This window comes from Nonomuraea sp. NPDC005501 (assembly GCF_040605905.1).
In the GTDB taxonomy this organism is placed as follows: Bacteria; Actinomycetota; Actinomycetes; order Streptosporangiales; family Streptosporangiaceae; genus Nonomuraea.
Genome location: NZ_JBEXDT010000020.1, coordinates 30,134 through 52,091, shown reverse-complemented (window position 1 = coordinate 52,091; position 21,958 = coordinate 30,134). Strand labels below are relative to the sequence as shown.

General features: G+C 72.3%; 20 protein-coding genes and 1 tRNA gene. 16 read left to right on the top strand and 5 right to left on the bottom strand.

Translation table 11 applies throughout. The features are described 5' to 3' along the window. Positions 1–42 precede the first annotated feature (42 nt). Genes araB through ABZS51_RS13345 form a run of 5 tightly spaced genes read left to right on the top strand, consistent with a single transcriptional unit; the run spans position 43 to position 5,480 of the window. Entirely contained in the window at positions 43–1,692 is a 1,650-nt protein-coding gene (araB, locus tag ABZS51_RS13365) for a ribulokinase (RefSeq protein WP_310711680.1), read from the top strand. Beyond that, entirely contained in the window at positions 1,689–2,348 is a 660-nt protein-coding gene (locus ABZS51_RS13360) for an L-ribulose-5-phosphate 4-epimerase (protein WP_310711679.1), read from the top strand. The genes araB and ABZS51_RS13360 overlap by 4 nt, the downstream gene beginning before the upstream one ends. Next, on the top strand, positions 2,345–3,802 hold the full coding sequence (araA, locus tag ABZS51_RS13355) for an L-arabinose isomerase (protein WP_355439624.1): 1,458 nt from the start codon (positions 2,345–2,347) through the stop codon (positions 3,800–3,802). Before ABZS51_RS13360 ends, araA begins: the two co-directional genes overlap by 4 nt. After that, complete coding sequence (locus ABZS51_RS13350) at positions 3,802–5,031, top strand: FAD-binding protein (RefSeq protein WP_355439620.1); 1,230 nt, start codon at positions 3,802–3,804, stop codon at positions 5,029–5,031. Before araA ends, ABZS51_RS13350 begins: the two co-directional genes overlap by 1 nt. Positions 5,032–5,087: 56 nt before the next feature. Next, the gene (locus tag ABZS51_RS13345) at positions 5,088–5,480 is read left to right on the top strand and encodes a DUF3224 domain-containing protein (protein ID WP_355439617.1); all 393 of its coding nucleotides are present in this window, start codon (positions 5,088–5,090) and stop codon (positions 5,478–5,480) included. A gap of 21 nt (positions 5,481–5,501) precedes the next feature. Here the strand turns inward: ABZS51_RS13345 and ABZS51_RS13340 are convergent, their stop codons facing one another. Then, positions 5,502–6,521, bottom strand: coding sequence for a helix-turn-helix domain-containing protein (locus ABZS51_RS13340; protein WP_310711675.1), 1,020 nt, complete (start codon positions 6,519–6,521; stop codon positions 5,502–5,504). 42 nt (positions 6,522–6,563) lie between these two features. On the opposite strand from ABZS51_RS13340, the gene ABZS51_RS13335 reads away from it, so the two are divergent. The 9 genes from ABZS51_RS13335 (at position 6,564) to ABZS51_RS13295 (ending at position 15,176) form a co-directional block, all read left to right on the top strand. Beyond that, positions 6,564–7,583 carry a 3-oxoacyl-[acyl-carrier-protein] synthase III C-terminal domain-containing protein gene (locus ABZS51_RS13335; RefSeq protein ID WP_355439614.1) on the top strand — a complete coding sequence of 340 codons (1,020 nt, stop codon included), beginning with the start codon at positions 6,564–6,566 and terminating at the stop codon, positions 7,581–7,583. Positions 7,584–7,615: 32 nt separating this feature from the next. After that, the gene (locus ABZS51_RS13330) at positions 7,616–8,158 is read left to right on the top strand and encodes a TIGR03086 family metal-binding protein (RefSeq protein WP_355439611.1); all 543 of its coding nucleotides are present in this window, start codon (positions 7,616–7,618) and stop codon (positions 8,156–8,158) included. Positions 8,159–8,455: 297 nt separating this feature from the next. Continuing rightward, a complete protein-coding gene (gene rffA / locus ABZS51_RS13325) occupies positions 8,456–9,610 on the top strand; it encodes a dTDP-4-amino-4,6-dideoxygalactose transaminase (protein WP_355439608.1) in 1,155 nt (384 codons plus the stop codon). Continuing rightward, positions 9,610–10,398 (top strand): GNAT family N-acetyltransferase, encoded by a 789-nt coding sequence (locus ABZS51_RS13320; RefSeq protein WP_355439605.1) that lies wholly within the window; start codon positions 9,610–9,612, stop codon positions 10,396–10,398. The genes rffA and ABZS51_RS13320 overlap by 1 nt, the downstream gene beginning before the upstream one ends. Continuing rightward, positions 10,395–10,892 carry a GtrA family protein gene (locus ABZS51_RS13315; RefSeq protein ID WP_355439602.1) on the top strand — a complete coding sequence of 166 codons (498 nt, stop codon included), beginning with the start codon at positions 10,395–10,397 and terminating at the stop codon, positions 10,890–10,892. The genes ABZS51_RS13320 and ABZS51_RS13315 overlap by 4 nt, the downstream gene beginning before the upstream one ends. A 79-nt stretch (positions 10,893–10,971) precedes the next feature. Next, the gene (locus tag ABZS51_RS13310; RefSeq protein ID WP_355439599.1) at positions 10,972–12,039 is read left to right on the top strand and encodes a glucose-1-phosphate thymidylyltransferase; all 1,068 of its coding nucleotides are present in this window, start codon (positions 10,972–10,974) and stop codon (positions 12,037–12,039) included. A 42-nt stretch (positions 12,040–12,081) separates the two neighbouring features. Further along, positions 12,082–12,795 (top strand): class I SAM-dependent methyltransferase, encoded by a 714-nt coding sequence (locus ABZS51_RS13305; protein WP_355439596.1) that lies wholly within the window; start codon positions 12,082–12,084, stop codon positions 12,793–12,795. Positions 12,796–13,188: 393 nt separating this feature from the next. After that, positions 13,189–14,184, top strand: a complete 996-nt coding sequence (locus ABZS51_RS13300) for a fatty acid desaturase (RefSeq protein WP_355439593.1) — start codon at positions 13,189–13,191, stop codon at positions 14,182–14,184. Further along, positions 14,181–15,176 carry a methyltransferase domain-containing protein gene (locus ABZS51_RS13295; protein ID WP_355439591.1) on the top strand — a complete coding sequence of 332 codons (996 nt, stop codon included), beginning with the start codon at positions 14,181–14,183 and terminating at the stop codon, positions 15,174–15,176. The genes ABZS51_RS13300 and ABZS51_RS13295 overlap by 4 nt, the downstream gene beginning before the upstream one ends. 63 nt (positions 15,177–15,239) lie before the next feature. Here ABZS51_RS13295 and ABZS51_RS13290 read toward each other — a convergent pair whose 3' ends face one another. From ABZS51_RS13290 to ABZS51_RS13280, 3 genes are all read right to left on the bottom strand, one after another. Beyond that, positions 15,240–16,226, bottom strand: a complete 987-nt coding sequence (locus ABZS51_RS13290) for an NAD-dependent epimerase/dehydratase family protein (protein ID WP_355439588.1) — start codon at positions 16,224–16,226, stop codon at positions 15,240–15,242. A 5-nt stretch (positions 16,227–16,231) separates the two neighbouring features. After that, positions 16,232–17,584: a nucleotide sugar dehydrogenase gene (locus ABZS51_RS13285; RefSeq protein WP_355439585.1), complete on the bottom strand. Its 1,353-nt coding sequence runs from the start codon at positions 17,582–17,584 to the stop codon at positions 16,232–16,234. A gap of 193 nt (positions 17,585–17,777) precedes the next feature. Then, positions 17,778–18,764 carry a glycosyltransferase family 2 protein gene (locus tag ABZS51_RS13280; RefSeq protein ID WP_355439582.1) on the bottom strand — a complete coding sequence of 329 codons (987 nt, stop codon included), beginning with the start codon at positions 18,762–18,764 and terminating at the stop codon, positions 17,778–17,780. A 497-nt stretch (positions 18,765–19,261) separates the two neighbouring features. Here ABZS51_RS13280 and ABZS51_RS13275 point away from each other — a divergent pair, with 497 nt between their 5' ends. Beyond that, entirely contained in the window at positions 19,262–20,746 is a 1,485-nt protein-coding gene (locus ABZS51_RS13275; RefSeq protein ID WP_355439580.1) for a von Willebrand factor type A domain-containing protein, read from the top strand. 90 nt (positions 20,747–20,836) lie between these two features. Beyond that, a tRNA-Ala gene (locus ABZS51_RS13270) sits at positions 20,837–20,909 on the top strand. A 94-nt stretch (positions 20,910–21,003) separates the two neighbouring features. Here ABZS51_RS13270 and ABZS51_RS13265 read toward each other — a convergent pair. Continuing rightward, positions 21,004–21,957, bottom strand: coding sequence for a discoidin domain-containing protein (locus tag ABZS51_RS13265; protein WP_355439577.1), 954 nt, complete (start codon positions 21,955–21,957; stop codon positions 21,004–21,006). Between the last annotated feature and the right edge of the window lies 1 nt (position 21,958).

Below are 21,958 nucleotides of genomic sequence, written 5' to 3'. Positions count from 1 at the left end.
CCGTTCGTGCGGCGTCTGCCGTACCCGACTGTGGGAGTGTGTGTGAGCGTTAACAATGACCGCTATGTGATCGGCGTCGATTTCGGCACGTTGTCGGGACGCGCCGTGGTGGTGCGCGTCGGGGACGGCGCCGAGCTGGGCACGGCCGTCCACGAGTACGCCCATCGCGTCATCGAGGAGCGGTTGCCCGGCAGTGACGTGCGGCTCGGGCCCGACTGGGCCCTGCAGTCGCCGCACGACTGGCTGGAGGTGCTGAGGACCGCGGTGCCCGAGGCCGTGGCCGCCGCCGGGGTCGACCCGGCCCAGGTCATCGGCATCGGCACGGACTTCACCGCCTGCACCGTGCTGCCGGCGACGGCCGCCGGCACACCACTCTGCTTCGAGACGCCCGAGCGGCCGCACGCCTGGCCCAAGCTGTGGAAGCACCACGCCGCGCAGGCCCACGCCGACCGCATCAACGCGCTGGCCGCCGAGCGCGGCGAGGCGTGGCTGCCCCGGTACGGCGGCAAGATCTCCTCCGAGTGGCAGTTCGCCAAGGGCCTCCAGGTGCTGGAGGAGGACCCCGAGGTGTACGAGCGGGCCGAGCGCTGGATCGAGGCCGCGGACTGGATCGTCTGGCAGCTCACCGGCGTCGAGAGCCGAAACGCCTGCACCGCCGGCTACAAGGGCATCTACCAGGACGGCGCCTACCCCGCCGAGGAGTTCCTGGCCGCGCTCAACCCCGGCTTCGCCGGCTTCACCGCCAAGCTGGCCCACGAGATCTCCCATCTCGGCGGGCTCGCCGGCCGGCTGACCGCCGAGGCGGCCGCCTGGACCAAGCTGCCCGAGGGCATCGCCGTCTCGGTCGGCAACGTCGACGCGCACGTCACCTCCGCCGCGGCCGACGCCGTCCGGCCCGGCCAGATGGTCGCCATCATGGGCACCTCCACCTGCCACGTCATGCCCTCCGACCAGCTCGCCGAGGTGCCGGGCATGTGCGGCGTGGTCCGCGACGGCATCGTGCCCGGCCTGTGGGGCTACGAGGCCGGACAGTCGGGCGTCGGCGACATCTTCGCCTGGTACATCGACAACTCCGTGCCCGCCTCCTACACCCGCGCCGCCGAGGAGCGCGGCCAGACGGTCCACGCGTACCTGACCGAGCTGGCCGCCGCCCAGGAGGTCGGCCGGCACGGCCTGGTCGCGCTCGACTGGCACAACGGCAACCGCTCGGTGCTGGTGGACCACAACCTGTCCGGCGTGATCGTCGGCCAGACGCTCAGCACCCGGCCCGAGGACGTGTACCGGGCGCTCATCGAGGCCACCGCGTTCGGCGCCCGCGTCATCGTCGAGACGTTCGAGGCCTCCGGCGTGCCGGTCGAGGAGTTCGTGGCAGCGGGCGGGCTGCTGAAGAACCACTTCCTCATGCAGGTCTACGCCGACGTGCTGCGCCGCCCGATCTCGGTGATCGGCTCGGAGCAGGGACCGGCGCTCGGCTCGGCCATCCACGCGGCCGTCGCCGCCGGCGCGTACGCCGACATCGAGCAGGCCGCGGCCGCCATGGGCACGCGCCGCGAGAACGTCTACGTGCCCGACGAGGGCCGGGCCGACGCCTACGACAAGCTCTACGCCGAATACCGCACACTGCACGACTACTTCGGGGACGGACGCATGCTGCACACCCTGCGGAAGATCAGGAACGAGGCCGGCGCATGATCCAGCGCATGAGGAGGACGGTCAGCGACCTGCACGCCGAGCTCGTACGCAACAACCTCGTCGCGTGGACCGCCGGCAACGTCTCCGGCCGGATCCCCGGGGAGGAGCTGTTCGTCATCAAGCCGTCCGGCGTGAGCTACGACGAGCTGGGCCCGGAGAACATGGTGCTGTGCGACCTCGACGGCAACCTCGTCGAGGGCGACCACTCGCCCTCCAGCGACACCGCCGCGCACGCCTACGTCTACCGCAACATGCCCGAGGTCGGCGGCGTGGTCCACACCCACTCCACCTACGCCACCGCGTGGGCCGCCCGCGGCGAGGCCATCCCCTGCGTGCTCACCGCGATGGCCGACGAGTTCGGCGGCGAGATCCCGGTCGGGCCGTTCGCCCTGATCGGCGACGACTCCATCGGCCAGGGCATCGTCGAGACCCTCAAGGGCCACCGCTCGCCCGCCGTGCTCATGCGCAGCCACGGCGTCTTCACCATCGGCAAGGACCCCAAGGCCGCGGTGAAGGCCGCCGTCATGTGCGAGGACGTCGCCCGCACGGTGCACGTCGCCCGCCAGCTCGGCGAGCCGCTGACCATCGCACAGGACGACATCGACCGCCTGTACGACCGCTACCAGAACGTCTATGGACAGAGGAGCCCGCGTTGACCATCTGGTTTCTGACCGGCAGCCAAGGTCTGTACGGAGAGGACACGCTTCAGCAGGTCGCCGAGCAGTCCCGGCGCATCGCCGAGGCCCTGCCGGTGCCCGTGGAGTGGAAGCCCGTGCTCACGGACGCCGCGGCCATCCGGCGCGTGATGCTGGAGGCGAGCGCCGACGACTCCTGCGCCGGCGTCATCGCCTGGATGCACACGTTCTCGCCGGCCAAGATGTGGATCGCCGGCCTGGACGCGCTGCGCAAGCCGCTGCTCCACCTGCACACGCAGGCCAACGTGGAGCTGCCGTGGAGCTCCATCGACATGGACTTCATGAACCTCAACCAGGCCGCCCACGGCGACCGCGAGTTCGGCCACATCCAGACGCGGCTCGGCGTCGCCCGCAAGACCGTCGCCGGGCACGTCAGCGACCCGCGCGTCGGCGAGCGCATCGAGGCGTGGGCGCGGGCGGCCGCCGGCCTGGCCGAGGTGCGCACCCTCAAGCTGGCCCGCTTCGGCGACAACATGCGCGACGTGGCCGTCACCGAGGGCGACAAGGTGGAGGCGCAGCTCCGCTTCGGCGTCTCCGTCAACACCTACGGCGTCAACGACCTGGTCGAGGCCGTGGACGCGGCCTCCGACGCCGCCGTGAACGCGCTGGTCAAGGAGTACGAGGAGCTCTACCACGTGGCGCCCGTGCTGCTCGGCGAGCGCAGGGAGTCGCTGCGCTACGCCGCCCGCATCGAGCTGGGCCTGCGCACCTTCCTGGAGGACGGCGGGTTCAAGGCGTTCACCACGAACTTCGAGGACCTCGGCGGCCTGCGGCAGCTTCCCGGCCTGGCCGTGCAGCGGCTCATGGCCGAGGGCTACGGCTTCGGCGGCGAGGGCGACTGGAAGACCTCGGTGCTGCTGCGCACGCTCAAGGCCATGGCGCCCGGCGGCGGCACGTCGTTCATGGAGGACTACACCTACCACCTGACGCCGGGCGAGGAGCTGATCCTCGGCGCGCACATGCTGGAGGTCTGCCCCTCGATCGCCGCGGACACCCCGTCGTGCGAGATCCACCCGCTCGGCATCGGCGGCCGCGAGGACCCGGTCCGGCTGGTGTTCGACGCGGCCCCCGGCCCGGGTGTGGTCGTGGGCCTGGCCGACATGGGTGACCGGTTCCGGCTCGTGGCCAACGAGATCGACATCGTCGCCCCGTCGGAGCCGCTGCCGGCGCTGCCGGTGGCCCGCGCCGTCTGGCGGCCCCGGCCGGACTTCCGTACCAGCACCGAGTCCTGGCTGACCGCCGGCGCGCCGCACCACACGGTGCTGTCCACGGCCGTCGGCGCCGAGGAGCTGACGGACCTCTCCGACATGCTGGGCGTGGAGCTGCTGGTCATCGACGCCGACACCACGACCCGGCAGTTCGCCAAGGAGCTGCGCTGGAACCAGGCGTACTACCGGCTGGCGCAGGGCTTCTGATGACGGCGGGGACGACCGCCGGGCCGACCAACTGGGCGGGCAACGTCGCCTTCCGCGCGCCGGAGGTGCGGCGGCCCGCCACGCTGGACGAGCTCCGGCGCCTCGTCGCCGGGAGCCCCCGGGTGCGGGCGCTGGGCAGCGGCCACTCGTTCAACGACGTCGCCGACACGCCCGGCGAGCTCGTCTCGCTGGACCGCATGCCGTACACGCTGGAGATCCACACCGGGGCGGACGGCGCGGCGCGGGCGCGGGTCGGGGCCGGCATGACCTACGCGCGGCTCGCGGCCGAGCTGCACGCGCGCGGGCTGGCGGTGGCCGCCATGGCGTCCCTGCCGCACATCTCGGTGGCCGGGTCGGTGGCGACCGGCACACACGGCTCGGGTGACGCCAACCGCAGCCTCTCGGCCGCGGTGTCCGGGCTGGAGCTGGTCACGGCCGACGGCGAGCTGGTCTCGCTGGAACGCGGCGACGACGACTTCCCGGGCGCGGTGGTCGCGCTCGGGGCGCTCGGTGTCGTCACGACGCTCACGCTCGACCTGGTGCCGGCCTTCGAGCTGCGCCAGTACGTCCGTGAGGACCTGCCCCGCGACGCCCCGTTCGACGAGGTCATGGCCGGCGGTTACAGCGTCAGCCAGTTCACCGACTGGAGCTCCACCCGGGTGTGGCTCAAGCGGCTCACCGAGCTGCCCGACGGCGACTGGCTCGGCACCCGGGCGGCGGACGGCCCGCGTCACCCGGTGCCGGGCATGCCGCCGGACAGCTGCACCGGGCAGCTCGGCGTGCCGGGGCCGTGGCACGAGCGGCTGCCGCACTTCCGGGCCGACGCGCCGCCGAGCAACGCCGGCGACGAGCTGCAGTCGGAGTTCGCGATGCCGCGGGAGCGGGCGGCCGAGGCGCTGGCCGCCCTGTACGCCGCCGGCGACCGGGTCCGGCCCGCGCTGCGGATCTCGGAGGTGCGCACGGTCGCGGCCGACGACCTGTGGCTGAGCCCGTTCCACGGGCGTGACAGCGTCGCCGTCCACTTCACCTGGATCAAGGACTGGGACGCCGTGCTCCCGGCGCTGCGGCTGGTGGAGGAGACGCTGGCGCCGTTCGACCCCCGGCCGCACTGGGGCAAGCTGTTCACCCGGTGGCCGGAGCCGTCGGAGCGCTTCGGCGCGCTGGTGCGGGCGTACGACCCGGAGGGCAAGTTCGGCAACGACTTCCTCCGGCGGGTGCTGGGGGAGTGAACTGTCGCCGGTCGTACCTGACAGGAGCTGACAGGTACGACCGGCATCCTGGTGCCATGACGGCACACGGCACCTTCGAGGCCGCCGGCTGGAATCCCCAGCCGCCCTTCTCCGAGCAGGACGGCGTCTCTCTCGCCCAGATCACGCTCACCAAGACCTTCCACGGCGACCTCGACGGCACCTCGACCGTCACCATGCTGGCCACGGGGACCGAGGTCGAGGACTCGCGCGCCTACGTGGCGGTCGAGCGGATCGAGGGCACGCTCGGCGGGCGCAAGGGCGGCTTCGTCGTCCAGCACACCGCGGTCAGCGAACGGGGAGAGCCGTCGCTGCGCGTCGCCGTCGTCCCCGACTCGGGCACGGGAGAGCTGCGCGGCATCCGGGGCGAGATGGACATCCACGTCGCGCCCGACGGATCCCACTCCTACACCTTCGACTACCGGCTCTGACCCGCGCCCGCAGTGTCGGGGTCACCTCGCCGCGGCCCCTGACGACATGACGTCCTGGCCGGTTCGGGTGGTGAAGGCACGACGGTAGGCCGACGGGGACGTGCGCATCGTCCGGGAGAAGTGCTGGCGGAACGTCACGGGGCTGTCGAACCCCACCGCCGCCCCGATCTCCTCCACCGGCGCGGCCGTGCCCTCCAGCAGGGGCAGGCTGGCCGCCACCCGCTGGGAGATCACCCACTTGAGCGGGGTCGTGCCGGTGCGCCGTCGGAAGTGCCGCAGGAACGAGCGCTCCGACATGTGCGCCACCCGCGCCAGGTCGGCCACGCTGATCGGCCGGGCCAGGTCGGCCAGCGCCCACTCCATCGCCCGCGCCACCGCGCCGTCGTCCTCCAGCGGGCGTATCGGGGCCTCGATGAACTGCGCCTGGCCGCCCTCCCGGTGCGGCGCGACGACGAGACGGCGCGCCACCGCGTTGGCGATCCCCGGGCCGTGGTCGGCGCGCACCAGGTGCAGCAGGAGGTCGAGGCCCGCGGCGCTGCCCGCGCTGGTCAGCACGTCGCCCCCGTCCACGTACAGGACCGAGGCGTTGACCCGCACCTCGGGGAAGCGCCGCTGGAGCAGGTCGGCGTACTGCCAGTGGGTGGCCGCCTCGCGCCCGTCCAGCAGGCCCGCCGCCGCCAGCGCGAACGCGCCCGAGCAGATCGACACCAGCCGCGCCCCGCGCCCGTGCGCCCTCCGCAGCGCCTCGACCAGCGGCGGCGAGACCGGCCCCCGCACGTCGGGCACGCCCGGCACGATCACCGTGTCGGCCGTGGCCAGCACGTCCAGCCCGTGCGCCGCCTGGACGGTGAACCCGCCGACCGCGCGCAGCGGCTGCGTCGTCTCGGCGCAGACCCTCAGGTCGTACCAGGGCACCCCGAGCTCCGGCCGGGACAGCCCGAAGATCTCCACGGCGCAGCCCAGCTCGAACGGCCCCATCCCGTCGAACGCCAGCACCGCAACGGTCGGCAAAGAAGGGGTGAGCGAGACCGGGATCGGCATGGGCGCATGTTAGCCCGCCCTCCAGAGCGGGAGAAACAGTGCATGCACATATCGGGGGTCCACACCGTTCTTCCTGATCACCGCTACGACCAGGCGGAGATCACCGAGGCGTTCTCCCGGTTGACCGAGGCCGACCGGGACCTCCTGGAACACTTCCAGACCGCCACCGGCGTCCAGGGCCGCAATCTCGCCCTCGCGCTGGAGGACTACGGCAAGCTCGACTCCTTCACCCGCGCCAACGAGACGCACACCGAGATCGCGCTCGACCTCGCCGAGCGGGCCGTCCTCGGCGCCCTCACCAAGGCCGGGCTCTCCCCGGACAAGGTGGACCACCTGGTGTTCTGCTCCAGCACGGGCCTGGCCACCCCGTCGCTCGACGCCCTGCTGGCCCAGCGCGCCGGGTTGCGCGACGACGTCAAACGGGTGCCGGTGTTCGGGCTCGGCTGCGCGGCCGGGGCGGCCGGCCTGGCCCGGCTCAACGACTACCTGCGCGGCTGGCCCGGCCACGTGGCGCTGCTCGTCTGCGTGGAGCTGTGCTCCCTGACCCTCCAGCGCGACGACACCTCCGTCGCCAACCTGCTGGCCGGCGCCCTGTTCGGCGACGGCGCCGCGGCGGTCGTGGCCACCGGGCACGGGGCGGGACCGGAGGTGGTGACCACCCGCAGCAAGCTGTATCCGGGCACCGGGCACCTCATGGGCTGGGAGATCGGCAGGCACGGCTTCCGCGTCGTCCTGGACGACGGGCTCGCCGGCTTCGTCCAGCAGGTGCTGGGCGGCGACGTCAAGGCGTTCCTCGCCGACAACGGCCTGACCCCCGACCAGGTCGGCACCTGGATCTGCCATCCCGGCGGCCCCAAGGTCATCGAGACGATGGTGGAGGTGCTGGGGGTGCCGCCGTCCGCGTTCGCGGTGACCCGGGAGTCGCTGCGGGAGCACGGCAACCTGTCGTCGGTGTCGGTGCTGGACGTCCTCCAGCGGACGCGCGGCCGGCCGGGGCAGTCCGGGCTGCTGATGGCCGTGGGGCCCGGCTTCTCGGCGGAGCTGCTCCTGCTGCACTGGTGATCGCGCCACTGCGGCGCTGGCATGCTGGGGTCATGAACGAGACGCTGCCGTTGATGGAACGCGCCGCCGGTCGTACGGCCGACCTGGTGGAGAGCCTCGGCGAGGAGCAGCTCACGCTGCCGACGCCGTGCGCCGAGTTCGACGTCCGGGGACTGATCGCGCACCTGGAGTGGGGGGCGTCGCTGTTCGAGTCGCTGGCCTCCGGCGGGCCCATGATCCCGCAGGGTGAGTACACCGGCGACTTCCGGGCGCGGGCCGAGCGGATGCTGGCCGTCTGGCGCCGGCCGGAGGCGTGGGAAGGCGTCAGCGCCGGCATGGGGCTGCCGATGACCACGCTCGCCGCGATGTCCCTGTGCGACCTCGTCGTCCACGGCTGGGACCTGGCCGTGGCGACCGGCAGGCCGTACGAGGTGGACGAGGAGGAGGCGGAGCGGCTGCTCGCGTTCGTCGCGGACATGGCGCCGACGGGGCGCAGGATGGGCGCGTTCGGCGAGCCGGTGGAGGTGCCCGCGGACGCGCCCGCCCTGGACCGTGCCCTGGGCGAGCTCGGCCGCGACCCCTCATGGAAGCCGTGACCTGACCCGCTCGGAAGCCTGACCTCCTGGGCCAGAGGGACGCCAGGGGGTGCGGGTGATCCGGCGGTCACGCCCGGTCGCGGCCTGCGGGAGCGGGTGGCCCGGACGACCTGCCGGCTGACCGAGGGCAGGCCGCCCGCCGGACCAATCCGGGGCACCGCCTACTGCGACCACTTCACCGCGATCTCCCGCCCGCCTGATCGGGCCGGTCGGGCGCGGGCAAGGCTTGCGCAACGGTTCCGTCACACGCGGTGGCGCGCCACCCGCCCGTGGACCGCGCCGGGTTTCACTGCGGCTGTGAGCACCACCGCGGTGAGAACCGTTCCCTTCAGCCTGCCGTACGTGAGCGAGCGCGAGCTCGACTACGTCGCGGAGGCCGTCCGCAACGGACGGACCTCCGGCGACGGGCCGTTCACCCGCCGGGCCGCCGGGCTGCTCGCCGAGCTGACCGGGGCGCGCCAGGCGCTGCTGACCACCTCGTGCACGCACGCCCTGGAGATGTCGGCGCTCCTGCTGGGCCTGCGGCCCGGCGACGAGGTGATCGTGCCCTCGTTCACGTTCATGTCGACGGCCAACGCGTACGCGCTGCGCGGCGCCGTGCCGGTGTTCGCCGACTGCCGGCCGGACACGCTGAACATCGACGAACGCCTCGTCGAGGAGGCCGTCACCGAGCGGACGCGCGCCATCGCCGTCGTCCACTACGCGGGCGTCGCCTGCGCGATGGAGGAGATCGGCAAGCTCGCCGACCAGTACGACCTCGCGCTCGTCGAGGACAACGCGCACGGCCTGGGCGGCTCCTACCGGGGCAGGCCGCTCGGGTCGTTCGGCGTCATGGCGGCGCAGAGCTTCCACGAGACCAAGAACGTCCAGTGCGGGGAGGGCGGCGCGCTGCTCGTCAATGACGAGGAGCTGGCCTCGCGGGCCGAGATCATCCGCGAGAAGGGCACCGACCGCAGCCGGTTCTTCCGCGGCCAGGTCGACAAGTACCGCTGGGTCGATCTCGGCTCCAGCTACCTGCCGTCCGACCTGCTCGCGGCGCAGCTCACCGCGCAGCTCGAGTCGTTCGAGGTGATCCAGCGCCGCCGCCTGGCGGTGTGGCGGGCCTACCACGAGGGCCTGGCCGGCTGGGCGGAGAGCAACGGGGTCCACCGGCCAGCGGTCCCCGACGGGTGCGAGCATCCCGCCCACCTCTACTACCTGCTGCTGCCCGACCTGGCCACCCGGCAGGCGTTTATCGGCCACCTCGCCGCCCGCGGCGTGGGGGCCGCCTTCCACTATCAGCCGCTGCACAACGCGCCCGCCGGGATCCGGCACGGGCGCCCGGCGCCGGGCGGCTGCCCCGTCACCGAGCGGGTCGCCGACCGGCTCGTCCGCCTGCCGCTCTTCGCCGGCCTCGGCGAGGAGGACGTGGCGTACGTCATCGACGCCGTCCGGGAATTCGAGGTGCGCTGATGGCCTGGCACGACGTGATCGAGGCGCGGGCCGTCCGGGCGCTGCCCTCGCCGCTGGAGTCGGCCCGGTTCGGCCGCTCCGTCGAGCGCCTGACCGTCGGTGCCGGGTCGGAGGACGCGCTGGACGCGCTCCGCGAGGCCGTGCTGGCGTCGGACGCGGACGTGATCGTGCTGCGTTACCCGGCCGAGCGCGTCGGCTGGTTCGCGGAGCTGACCGGGCTGGGGTCGGGAGCGACCGGCCGGACCGCTCTGTTCGCCGACTGCCTGGTGTACTGGAGCCTGCGCGCGGGGCAGGGCCGGCCTCCCGCGCCGTCGCCCGGCCTCCACACGGCGCAGCTGGGCGATCCTGACGCGGTCGGGATGCTGGTCGCCGACATCTTCGCCGCGTACGGCAACCACTACCTGGCCGATCCGCTCTTCGACGCCGCCGCGGCGTTGGAGGGCTACCAGGAGTGGGCGGTGCGCTCGGCCGCCGAGGGGAACTGCGTGGCGCTCGACGACGGCTCACACGTGCTCGGGCTCACCACGCTGGAGGACGGCGGCCCCCGGACCGAGATCCTGCTCGCCGGCGTGGTCTCCGCCGCCCAGGGCCGTGGCCTGTACGCCCACCTGCTCAAGGCCGTCGAGGACCACGCCGTGGCCCGCGGCGCGGACGAGGTCGTCATCTCCACCCAGAGCCACAACACGCGGGTGCAGCGGGCCTGGGCCAGGTACGGGTTCGCCCCGGTCCAGGCGCACATCACCGTCCACCTGGTGCGGACGGCGCTGCTGCGCCCGGCGGGGCCGTGAACGCCCTGACCCGGCCGCCGGCCGCGCCCCCCGCCGCCCGCCCGCGGCTCGGGCACCGGGTGGCCTACCTGGCGGGCGGCGGCGTGACGGCCGCCCTCTACTACGGCGTCCTCGCCGCGACGCTGCCCGCGCTCGGGGACCGGGTGCCGTACCTCGGCCTGGTGGTGGCGAGCCACCTCGTCACGGTGGTGATCGTTTACCCCTGGTACCGGCTGGTCGTCTTCCCCGGCACCCTTGACGGCTGGCTGGCCGGCTACCTGCGTTTCTACGCGGCCGGGCTGAGCATCCTGACGGCTTCGCTCGTGGGGCTGCCGATCCTCGTCGAGCTCGCCGGGCTGTCCGTGCTCCTCGCCCAGGCGCTGATCATTGCCATGACCTTCCTGCTGAGCTACGCGCTCCACCGGTCCTGGACGTTCCGCCGTCGCGGATCGTCCAGGACCGGCAACCCGCCGCACAACCTTCGGCCAAGCCGCAGCGCGGCGAAGATCCGCTGACCCCGGCCGTTCGTAGCTTCGGACCCGAAACGGTCGATCATCACGGGCCACGCGCTCGTCGCGAAAGGACTCCACGGCGATGAAGGCGCTCGTGCTGGCAGGGGGGAAGGGCACGCGGCTGCGCCCGCTCACCCACACGTCGGCGAAGCAGTTGGTGCCCGTCGCCAACAAACCGGTCCTCTTCTACGGCCTTGAGGCCATCCGCGCGGCCGGCATCACCAGCGTCGGCATCGTCGTCGGCGACACGGGGGCGGAGATGCGCGAGACCGTCGGCGACGGCTCCCGGTTCGGGCTGGAGGTGACCTACATTCCCCAGGAGGCGCCGCTGGGGCTGGCCCACTGCGTCCTCATCGCCCGCGACTTCCTCGGCGACGAGCCGTTCGTCATGTACCTGGGCGACAACTTCCTCATCGGCGGCATCGCCGACCTGGTGGACGCCTTCGGCGCGGCCAGCCACGACGCCCAGATCCTGCTCACCAAGGTCGCCGAGCCGCAGTTCTACGGCGTCGCCGAGCTCGGCCCGGACGGGCAGATCCTGCGGCTGGAGGAGAAGCCGGAGAACCCGCGCAGCGACCTCGCGATCGTCGGCGTCTACACCTTCTCCCCGGCCATCCATGAGGCGGTCCGCGCCATCGAGCCGTCGGCGCGCGGCGAGCTGGAGATCACCGACGCCATCAAGTGGCTCATCGACCACGGCTACAGCGTCCACTCGCACTTCGTCAGCGGCTACTGGAAGGACACCGGGCGGCTGCAGGACATGCTGGAGTGCAACCGGATCGTCCTGGACACGATCCGGCCGGACATCCGGGGGGCCGTGGACGGCGCCTCGGAGATCAGCGGGAACGTCGTCATCGAGCCCGGGGCGTCAGTGGAGGGCTCGGTGATCCGGGGACCCGCCGTCATCGGCGCCCACACCGTGATCCGCGACTCCTACGTCGGCCCGTACACCTCCATCGCCGAGAGCTGCCTGATCCGGGACAGCGAGGTGGAGTACGCGATCGTGCTGCGGGACTCCTCCATCACGGGGATCTCCCGGCTCACGTACTCGCTCATCGGGCGCAACGTCGAGGTGACCAGGGCCCAGGGCATGCCCAACGCCTGCCAGCTCATGGTGGGCGACCACAGCAAGGTCCAGGTGCGGGCGTGAAGGAACGGCCACCGTACCGCGTGGCCTGATCGGGGAGAGGTCATGGAGGCTACGGAGATCCGCCGCACGGTCGAGCTGGAGGACCACCACTGGTGGTACCGCGAGCGGCGTGCCATCCTCGCCCGCGAGCTGCGCAGGCTGCGCCGGCACGGCCCGCCCGGCCGGGCGCTCGACATCGGCGCGGCCGGCGGCGGCAACACGCGGGTGCTCGTGCGGCACGGATGGAACGCGCTGGTCGCCGACTACTCGGAGCTCGCGGTGGAGCTGGCCCGTGAGCGGGGCCTGCGCGCCATCCACGCCGACGCGCGCGAGCTGCCGCTGCCCGACGACGCGTTCGACCTGGTGTGCGCCTTCGACGTGCTGGAGCACATCGAGGAGGACGGCCGCGCCGCCGCCGAGATCACGCGGGTGCTCCGCCCGGGCGGCACGGCGCTGGTCACCGTGCCGTGCGACATGGCGCTGTGGTCGGCGCACGACGTGGCGTCCGGTCACGTCCGCAGGTACACCCGGCCGACCCTGCGCGCGCTGCTCGCCGGGCAGGGGCTCGTCCTGGACCGGATGTGGAGCTGGAACGTCCTGTTGCGGCCCGTGGTCGCCCGCCACCGCAAGAGCAGCTCCGGCTCGGACGTCATGGAGCTGCCACGCCTGGTCAATCTGGGGCTCATGGCGGTGATCACGGCCGAGCGGTACCTCCCGGTGAGGTCGCTCCCGGGGGTCTCGCTGATCGTCCGGGCGCACCGGCCGGCCCACGGTTAGCATGACGTGTCAGAGCCGCTCAGTTACGCAGCGCCATAGTTGCGGTGCCGCCGCGTTGACGTGATCCAAGCGAATGCCCGGTAGGTAGTCGTGCTCGAAATGGGTGAGGACAAGCGCTGCGCGGGCGATGCCACCGATTCTGCCGGGGTCGATGGTGATGTTCTGGAGGGTCCGTCAGCGGCCTTTGAGGAGGGCGAAATCTCGTTCGCCGAGACAGCGCAGGACTCGTAGGAGCCGATTGTAGGTGCGATTGTTCGGGCTGATTGGCTGAGTTCACCTCACTGGGTTGACGTATTGTTTGACATCAGTTAATCGGCCCCCCCGCACGGCAGTCCCCGATATCGCCGAGCCGCTGGTTAGAGTTCCGGAAGGCTCAGCAGAAGGGGGACTGCCGTGCAGGTCGACGCCGAGGCCCTGGACATCGGCAAGGTGCGCCATTCCACGCTGGTCGACTCCTCGGGAACGCGCTACGTGGATTTCCGCCGCTCTCTCACGCCGCGATGGGGGGTGGTCTGGACGACACTGCTCTGCGGGCATCTCGCGCTGGCCGCCTCCGCGGCGCTGGTCGTCGTCATGACCCACGCCACCGGCGCGGGGTGGGCCGCCTCGGCGCTGCTCGCCGTCGCCGGGGGAGCGCTGCTGGGGTTCTGGCTGCACTACCTGATGACGTACCTGCACGAAGGCGCCCACTACAACCTGGCGCCGGGGCGCGAGACCAGCGACAGGCTGACGAACGCGTTCGTCGGGCTGTTCGTCGGCATGAACGTCAAGGCCTACCGCAAGGTCCACTTCGAGCACCACCGGTACCTCGGCACGACCCGCGACCCGGAGCGCAGCTACTTCGCCCCCCTCGACCTCCGCTTCCTGGTCGAGGGCTTCACCGGGATCCGGTTGGTCCGTGCGCTGAAGGGCTATCGCGAGGTGGTGCGCGGCAAGTCCCGCCCGGAGGACGGGCAGGCCGGGGACGGCTCGCTGGACGGCGTGTTCCTCGTCTCGGCGCTCTTCAACTGCTCGGTCATCGCCTGCTCGCTGTGGGCCGGCGTCGTCGTCCTCGCCGCGGCGTGGGCGATGGGGCAGCTGCTGTTCCTGCCGCTGCTCAACATTGTCCGTCAGGTGCTGGAGCACCGCAGCGAGTTCGCCGACGACCTCGCCGACTACAGCGTCGTCCCGCACGGGCCGGTCAACCGGCTCTTCGGCGACGGGCTGTTCGCCACCGTCTTCGGCGCGGCGGGCTTCAACCGGCACCTGCTGCACCACTGGGATCCCAGCGTGTCGTTCAGCCGGCTGAAGGACGTGGAGCGCTTCCTCATGGACACCGACGTCGCGCCGCTGCTCCAGCGGCGGCAGACCACCTATTTCCGCACCTGGCGGCAGCTGGACAGGATATGAACGCACACACCGACATGGTCCCCGGCCGGGCGCCGGAAGCCGGATCCACCGGCACCCGCACGAGGTGCCCGGCGTGTCAGGAGACCGGGGCCGCCCCCTGGGCGTCGGCCCGCGACGTCGAATATCGCACGAGCGACGAGGAGTTCCCCTTCTACCGCTGCGCGCGGTGCGGCGCCCTCTTCCTCGACCCCATGCCGGTCGACCGGCTCGCCGAGATCTATCCGGCCAACTACTACGCCTACGCCTCGGACGAGCAGTCGTTCGCCCACCGCGTCAAGGACCGGCTCGACGCGCTGCGGCTTCGGCGCATCCTGTCGGGCCTGTCCGGCGCGGACCTGAAGGTGCTCGACGTGGGCGGGGGAGACGGCTGGCAGCTCGACGTGGTCCGCGGCCTCGACGCCCGGGTGTCGTTCACCCAGGTCGTCGACCTGGACCCGGCCGCCCGGGACCGGGCCGTGGCGCGGGGGCACCGCTTCTTCTGCGGACGCGTCGAGGACTTCTCGACCGAGGAGCGCTTCGACCTCATCCTGCTGATCAACCTGATCGAGCACGTGAGCGATCCGGGCGAGGTGCTGAGCACGCTGCGCCGCCACCTCACGCCGCAGGGCGTGATCCTCGTCAAGACTCCCAACACCGACAGCATGGACGCCCGCCTGTTCCGGCATCGCGACTGGGGCGGCTACCACTGCCCGCGGCACTGGGTGCTGTTCGACCGGGCCAACTTCACCAGCCTGGCGCACGCGTGCGGCTTCACGGTGAGCCGCTTCGCCTACACCCAGGGCGCCCCGTTCTGGAGCACCAGCATCCTGGCGGCGCTGGCCCGCCGCGGGTGGGTGACGGTCACGGCGGAGCGCCCGATGACCCGGCACCCGCTCTTCCCGTTCCTGGCCGCCGGCTTCGCCGGCTTCGACCTGGTGAGGGGGCTGCTCGGCGGGCGGCCGTCGCAGATGTTCGTCGAGCTCGTCCCGGCGCGGAAGAGCGCCGGCCGCTGACGACCGCCGGGAACGACGCGGGGACGGTACCTGGTCGGTGCCGTCCCCGCGGGCGTTGCCGGGCTAAGCCTGGCCGCTGTCCTCCTGCGCCAGCCACCAGGGGGTCGCCCGGCCCCACGTGATGGTGCGGGCCAGCCCCTCCCGGAGGTCCGTCGAGGCCCGCCAGCCGAGCACCTCGTACGCCTTGCGGGCGTCCGGGATCCGGCGGCGCAGGTCCTGGTAGCGCGGGCCGAGCCGCGCGCCGGTGTCGAGCGGCACGGCCGCCGGTCCGTCCCCGGCGAGTTCGAGGATGAGCCGTACCACCTCCCCCACCGTGGTCTCCTCCGAGCTGCCGATGTTGAAGCACTCGCCGTCGGCCTTCTCGCTAGTGCCCGCCGTCAGTGTGGCGTCGATGGCGTCGTCCACGAACGTGAAGCACCGGGTCTGGCCCCCGTCGTCGTAGACGATCGGCGGCAGCCCGCGCAGCGCCCGGTGGATCGTCCGGCTGACGACGAAGGCGGGCCGCTGGCGCGGGCCGTACACGTTGAAGTAGCGCACGATCGTCGCGCGCAGACCGCGCTGCCGCATGAAGGCGAACGCCAGGTGCTCGGCCAGAGCCTTGCTGGAGGAGTAGCTCCACCGGTCGACGGCCGTGCTGCCGAGCACCCGGTCGTCGTTCTCCGCCCACGGCACCGCCGGGTTCTTGCCGAAGACCTCGCTCGTGCTGGCCAGCACCACCTTGGCGCCGGCCCGTTCGGCCAGGTCGAGGACGTTCCTCGTGCCCATGAGGTTGACGTCGATGACGTCCAGCGGCTCGTCGAGGTAGCGGTCCACGCCCACCACGGCGGCGAGGTGGTAGACGACGTCGACGCCGGGCTCGATGGCGGCGGCCAGCTGAGCGCGGTCGCGGATGTCGCCCGTGACGTGCTGGGGCGCGTCCGGGCCGGAGATCAGGCCGGGCGGCGGGGCGCCGTGGTCGAAGACCGTGGTCTCATGGCCGTCGGCGACGAGCCGCTCAACCAGATGGCTTCCGACGAATCCGCTGCCGCCCGTGACGACCACTCGTGCCATGGCGTCTACCGTCCGATCCCGCGGTAGGCGAAGCCCAGCTCGCGCAGCCGGGCGATCGTCTCGCACGGGTAGTAGGCGCGCCCGTCGATCACCACGCAGGACGCGGCCACCTGCACGCGGATCCACGCAAGGTCCAGGTCGTGGAACGGCCTGTGCCAGGCCAGCACCGCCAGGCAGTCGGCGTCGCGCACCGCCTCCTCGACGGACGCGCACGGCCGCAGCCCGAAGATCTTCTCGGCCTCGTCCTCGTCCACCAGCGGGTCGTGCAGCGCGACCTGGGCGCCGGCCTCCCGCAGCGCCGCGACGACGGGCTGGGTGGGCGTGGCCCGCAGGTCGCCCGTGTTGTTCTTGAACGCCAGGCCGAGCACCGCGATCTTCGCCCGCTCCGGCGTGCGGCCGAGCTTGGCCAGCTCCTCCACGATGAGGCCGAAGGTGTAGTGCGGCATGCCGTCGTTCACCTCCCGCGCCGCGGGAATCGTGCGCAGCGCGAGGCCGCGCTCGCGGGCCGAGCGCCACACCATCCACGGGTCCTTCGTCAGGCACGAGCCGCCGACGCCTACGCTCGGCAGGAGGATGTTGACGCTCCCGCTGCCCTTCTTGATCGAGTTGGCGGCGCTGATCACGTCGAGCACGTCGACGCCGACCGTGGCGCACACCTGGGCGAGCTCGTTGGCCATCGCGATGTTGTGGTCGATCCACCAGTTGTCGGCCAGCTTGACCATCTCGGCCGTCTCCAGTGACGCGCACCGGATGATGTCGACGCCCAGGGCGCGCCGCCAGAACTCCGCCGCGGCGTCGGTGCTGTCGTCGCACCAGCCGCCCACGACGAGGGGGAAGGTGCGCAGCTCGTTTAGGGCGTTGCCCTCGGAGAGCCGCTCGGGGCAGAAGGCCAGGCCGAAGTCGGTTCCGCAGGTCAGGCCGGAACGCTCCAGCAGAGGGACGACGAGCTCACGCGTCATCCCGGCGGGGACGGTGCTCTTGAACACCAGCAGCTGGCCCGGGCGCAGGTGCTTGCTCAGCTCGTCGCAGGCGCCGCGGAGCTGGAGGTCCATCAGCACGCCCTGGTCGCGGACGGGTGTGCCGACCGTGACGATCACCACGTCGGCGGAGGCGAGCGCCGCGTACTCCGTGGTGGCCCGGAAGGCCCCCGTGCCGGTCAGGCGGGAGACGAGCTCGGGCAGCCCCGCTTCGCTGAGCCGGCAGTGTCCGCCGCTCAGCTCCTCGACGAGTGCGGCGTCGGTGTCCACGCCGACCACGTGGACGCCGTTGTCGGCGAGGGTCGCTGCTATACACGATCCGACATATCCCAGGCCGACGACTCCGGCCGTGATGTGTTCCTGAGCGGGCAAGAAACGCACACTCACTCCATTCGACGGGTGTTTCACCGAGCCGGTGACATTTCCTCAGCACAAACGACCCCGGCCGATATTTCTCCCTCCGTTCCTAACCCGTCGCATTTGGCGCGGGCCGTGACGGCGCGCGTCCGGCGGATTCACGGGCGATAGCTTGGCCCGTCGGTGGAGAACCGATGACGCAATGGCGCCGGTACGGCTAAGGGGCGTTGCGCGCCCCGGCGCCGCTGCTCTGCCGGGGCAGCCCGACGGGGCCGGCGAAGCCGACTCGTTCCCGGATCACGTAAGTGGGGTGTCCCATTCCGCTGCCGTGAATGCGGCCGACGTATTCGCCGAGGACGCCGATCGCGATGAGCTGCGCGGCCGAGAACAGCGAGACCATCGAGGCGATCGTGGTGAACCCGGCGACCGTCGTGCCGCCCGTCGCGAAGTGCCACAGGACGGCCACGCCCAGCGCCAGGCCGACCAGGCCGACGAAGAAGCCGAGGTAGCTGGCCAGGCGCAGCGGCGCCGCGCTGTAGCCGAGCACCATGTTCGCCGTGTGCCGCACCAGCAGGGGCAGCGAGTAGTTGGAGCGGCCGTGCCGGCGGTGGCTCATCTGGACCGACACCGAGCCGACACGGGTGGTGGCCCAGGACAGGGCCACGTCGATGGAGGCGTGCGGGCCCGACAACCGCGCGAAGCCGTCGCGCAGGTGGGTGCGGAAGGCGCGGAAGGCGCTGATCTTGCGGGCGCCGCGAAAGCCCAGCGTGGCCGACATGCAGGCCTTCACCGAGCGGGAGGCGAAGCTGCGCAGGACCCCGTGCTCCTCCACGTGCGGCACGCCGTAGACCAGGTCGAGGCGGTCCCCCTCCAGCGCGGCCAGCAGGTTCGGGATCTGCTCGGGCAGGTGCTGCAGGTCGTCGTCCATCGTGACGACGACCTGCGAACCCGCCTCCCTGATGCCCGCGACAAGGGCGTTGTGCTGACCGTAGTTGCGCGACAGGTGGATCGCCCGGACACCCTCGACCCGCTCGGCCAGGTCCGCGGCGGCCGGCCAGGTGTCGTCCGGACTTCCGTCGACCACGAGGATCACCTCGTACCGGACGTTCAGGTCACGCAGGACCGAGACGAGCCTGGGCACCAGCACCGGGAGCGTCCGCGCTGATCGGTAACACGGGATGACCACCGACACTGACTCCGACATGGATCCTCCGATATCTCGGCGAAGGCGCCCGCAGGGGACGCGCGTTCGCGGAACGGTCCTCTGCGCCAGGGGCTCTGGCGGTCATCGCATCACACGGCCGGTACGGCCGCCATGGCGGGACGTGGCCCATTGCGTTCTTCTTGGTGCGGTATTAACCGAAGCGGGTGGCGTGGCTCAGTCGGCGTCGAAGGTTGTACGAGAAATGCCCGGCCTGTGTGTTGCAGGGCGCTGTATAGGTTGTAGAACGCTATACAGCCGGTGTTGGCGTCGACGTGGACCGATGTGTTGAATTGCAGAACACCTGGTGCCATCCGGACGCGGTCTCGCCGGTGAGGTGGTCGCCGATGTCTCCACGGCCCGCACGCGGATCGTGGTGTTCCCGGCGGTCACGCCCCGGTCGCGGTTCGCGCTCGCTTGAATCACTCACCCGGCCACGCGACGACGGGAAACCGTCGATACGCATGGAGGTGGTTGCAGTGAAATTACGCCCTTCGGTGGTGGGTGTCGGACTTGTCGCGCTGCTCGCGCTCGCGGCCTGCGGGGGTGGGCCGCCGGGCTCGCAGGCCGACTCCGCCGCGCGCGCACCCGCCCGGACGGAGGCCGGACAGCCGGCCCCCGCCAAGCCCCGCGCCACCCGCCTCGACGCGAAGCCGGAGACCGGGGCCGACACCCGGGAGGACACGGTGGAGGCCCAGATCTCGACGTTCGCCCTGGACGTCGACACCGCCTCGTACGCCTACGCCCGCCGCACCCTGGGCGAGGGGCGCCGGCCCGAGCCGGCCCGGATCCGGCCCGAGGAGTTCGTCAACGCCTTCGGCCAGGACGACTACGCCGAGCCGGCCGGCGACGGGTTCACCGTCCACGTCGACGGCGCCCGCATGCCCGGCTCCGACACCGCGGTCGTCCGGGTGGGCCTGCGCACCCGCGGGTCCGACGCCGCCTCACGCCGCCCCGCCGACCTCACGTTCGTGGTCGACGTCTCCGGGTCGATGGCCGAGCCCGGCCGCCTCGACCTGGTCAAACAGGCTCTCCACACGCTGATCGACCAGCTCGCGGCCGGCGACCGGGTGTCGGTCGTGGCGTTCAGCGACACCGCCGAGACCGTCGTCCCGATGACGCCGCTCACCGCCCGGCCGGAGCTGCACGCCGCCGTGGACCGGCTGGCCGTCCAGGGCGGCACGAACCTGGAGGCCGGGCTGGTGACCGGCTACCGGCAGGCGGCCGGGGCGTTCCGCGCCGCCGCCACCAACCGCGTCGTCCTGCTGTCCGACGGGCTGGCCAACCAGGGCGCCACCGCCTGGCAGGCCATCCTGGACCGGGTCAAGGAGTACGCGGGCCGGCAGGTCACGCTGCTCACCGTCGGCGTCGGCCGGGAGTACGGCGACGAGCTCATGGAGCAGCTCGCCGACAACGGCGACGGCGCCGCCGTGTACGTCAGCACCCGGGAGGAGGCCGAGAAGGTCTTCGCCGCCCGCCTGCCCGCCACCATCGAGCTGCGCGCCCGCGACGCCAAGGCGCAGGTCGTCTTCAACCCGTCGGTCGTGGAGAGCCAGCGGCTGCTCGGCTACGACAACCGGGCCATGTCCGCCGGGGAGTTCCGCGACGACGACCGTGACGGCGGCGAGATCGGCCCCGGCCACGCGGTGACCGCCCTCTACAGCGTGCGGCTGAAGCCGGGCGCCACGGGGCAGCTCGCCCAGGCGACCGTCCGCTGGCAGGACCCCGACACGCGTGCCCCCGCGGAGGCGGGCCGGGCGGTGGACGTGGCCGCGCTGGCCCCCTCGATCTGGGAGAAGGCGCCGGTCCGGCTGCAGGTGGACGTGACGGCCGCCGCCTTCGCCCTGTACCTGCGCGACCGGGACGCGTTCGGGCTCGACCTGCCGGTGCTGGGGGAGCACGCCAGGCGGCTGGCCGAGGCGGCGGAGGACCCGATGGTGGGCGAGCTGGCCCGCCTCATCGACCAGGCCCGGACACTCGGCTGACCGCCGCCCGTCCCCCTGGACGGGCGGATCCGCGGGCCGCCGGCCGTGCGCGGCGGCCCGGGGAGTCCGATACACTGGTGCACGCACCACGGGGCTATAGCGCAGTTGGTAGCGCGCCTCCATGGCATGGAGGAGGTCTGGGGTTCGAATCCCCATAGCTCCACCCCGGAGTGTTCACGAGATCCCGCCCGATCACCTCGATCGGGCGGGATCTCGTCGTCTCAGGGCCGAGGCGGCAGCCCTTTCCCTCAAGCCCGTCAGTAGGCCTCCACCTCGATGACCCGGCTGAAATCGTTGGCGCCGTTGGAGGCCCGGGTGAGGATGCGGACCGCGTCCGCCGAGACCGGGGCGAAGTCGGAGCGGACCACGCCCGAGGTGTTGCCCCGCACCTCCGCCACCGTCTGCCACTGCCCGCCGGTCCGGACCTGGACGTCCCAGTCGCGCAGGCCGTACGTCGAGGCGGGGTAGCGGGCGGTGTCGATGGTGTACAGGTCCACCCGCGACAGGGTCCGCTCCTGGCCGAGCGTGATGTCCAGGGTGTCCGGCCACGTCCGGGAGGTGGCGTCGTTCCAGCCGTTCCCGCCCGCCCAGCCGTCGGAGCTGCGGTCGCCGTCCACGACGCTGCACGCGGGGTAGTTGCCGCCGGTGTGGGCCGACGACGCGGTCACGGTACGGCGCAGCGCCACGTTGCCGCCGTTGTCCAGGCCGGCGAGGTCCACGACGGTGATCGGCACCGTCAGGCTTTCCGAGCCGGTCCGCAGGGTCAGCGGGTACTCGCCGAGCGGCGCCTCCGGCGGGATGCCGATGAGCAGCTTGACGCCGAGCTCGTAGCCCGCGGGCAGGTAGCTGGAGATCATCGGCCGGGAGGCGGTCAGCGGCGGCTTGATCTCGGCGAACAGGTCGGCGTAGACGGCCTTGCCGCCGCCGTTGCGCAGACCGGCCTCGATCCACGGCGCGCAGGCCGGGTCGACGCCCGCGGGCACCTGGAGGCGCTCCGCGCCGGCGACGGGCGTGATCCGGCCCGTGCGCCCGCGCTCACGGGAGGGCCGCAGGCGGACCTGCGGCTCGGGCTGGGACTGCGGGGCCAGCGCCGGCTCGGGGGTCCGCACGGCCGGCTCCGGGGGTTCGCCCGCGTCGGCGACGGCCGCCACCACGGGGCCGGACAGGAGCCCGAGCGCGAGGATCCCGGCGGCCAGTCGGTGTCTGTTCACG

Bases quoted from the DNA above. Each gene is read 5' to 3' on its own strand.
- ABZS51_RS13360 (WP_310711679.1), top strand. From the start codon at position 1,689: ATGATCCAGCGCATGAGGAGGACGGTCAGCGACCTGCACGCCGAGCTC.
- ABZS51_RS13350 (WP_355439620.1), top strand. From the start codon at position 3,802: ATGACGGCGGGGACGACCGCCGGGCCGACCAACTGGGCGGGCAACGTC.
- ABZS51_RS13345 (WP_355439617.1), top strand. From the start codon at position 5,088: ATGACGGCACACGGCACCTTCGAGGCCGCCGGCTGGAATCCCCAGCCG.
- ABZS51_RS13340 (WP_310711675.1), bottom strand. From the start codon at position 6,521: ATGCCGATCCCGGTCTCGCTCACCCCTTCTTTGCCGACCGTTGCGGTG.
- ABZS51_RS13335 (WP_355439614.1), top strand. From the start codon at position 6,564: ATGCACATATCGGGGGTCCACACCGTTCTTCCTGATCACCGCTACGAC.
- ABZS51_RS13330 (WP_355439611.1), top strand. From the start codon at position 7,616: ATGAACGAGACGCTGCCGTTGATGGAACGCGCCGCCGGTCGTACGGCC.
- ABZS51_RS13320 (WP_355439605.1), top strand. From the start codon at position 9,610: ATGGCCTGGCACGACGTGATCGAGGCGCGGGCCGTCCGGGCGCTGCCC.
- ABZS51_RS13310 (WP_355439599.1), top strand. From the start codon at position 10,972: ATGAAGGCGCTCGTGCTGGCAGGGGGGAAGGGCACGCGGCTGCGCCCG.
- ABZS51_RS13305 (WP_355439596.1), top strand. From the start codon at position 12,082: ATGGAGGCTACGGAGATCCGCCGCACGGTCGAGCTGGAGGACCACCAC.
- ABZS51_RS13295 (WP_355439591.1), top strand. From the start codon at position 14,181: ATGAACGCACACACCGACATGGTCCCCGGCCGGGCGCCGGAAGCCGGA.
- ABZS51_RS13290 (WP_355439588.1), bottom strand. From the start codon at position 16,226: ATGGCACGAGTGGTCGTCACGGGCGGCAGCGGATTCGTCGGAAGCCAT.
- ABZS51_RS13280 (WP_355439582.1), bottom strand. From the start codon at position 18,764: ATGTCGGAGTCAGTGTCGGTGGTCATCCCGTGTTACCGATCAGCGCGG.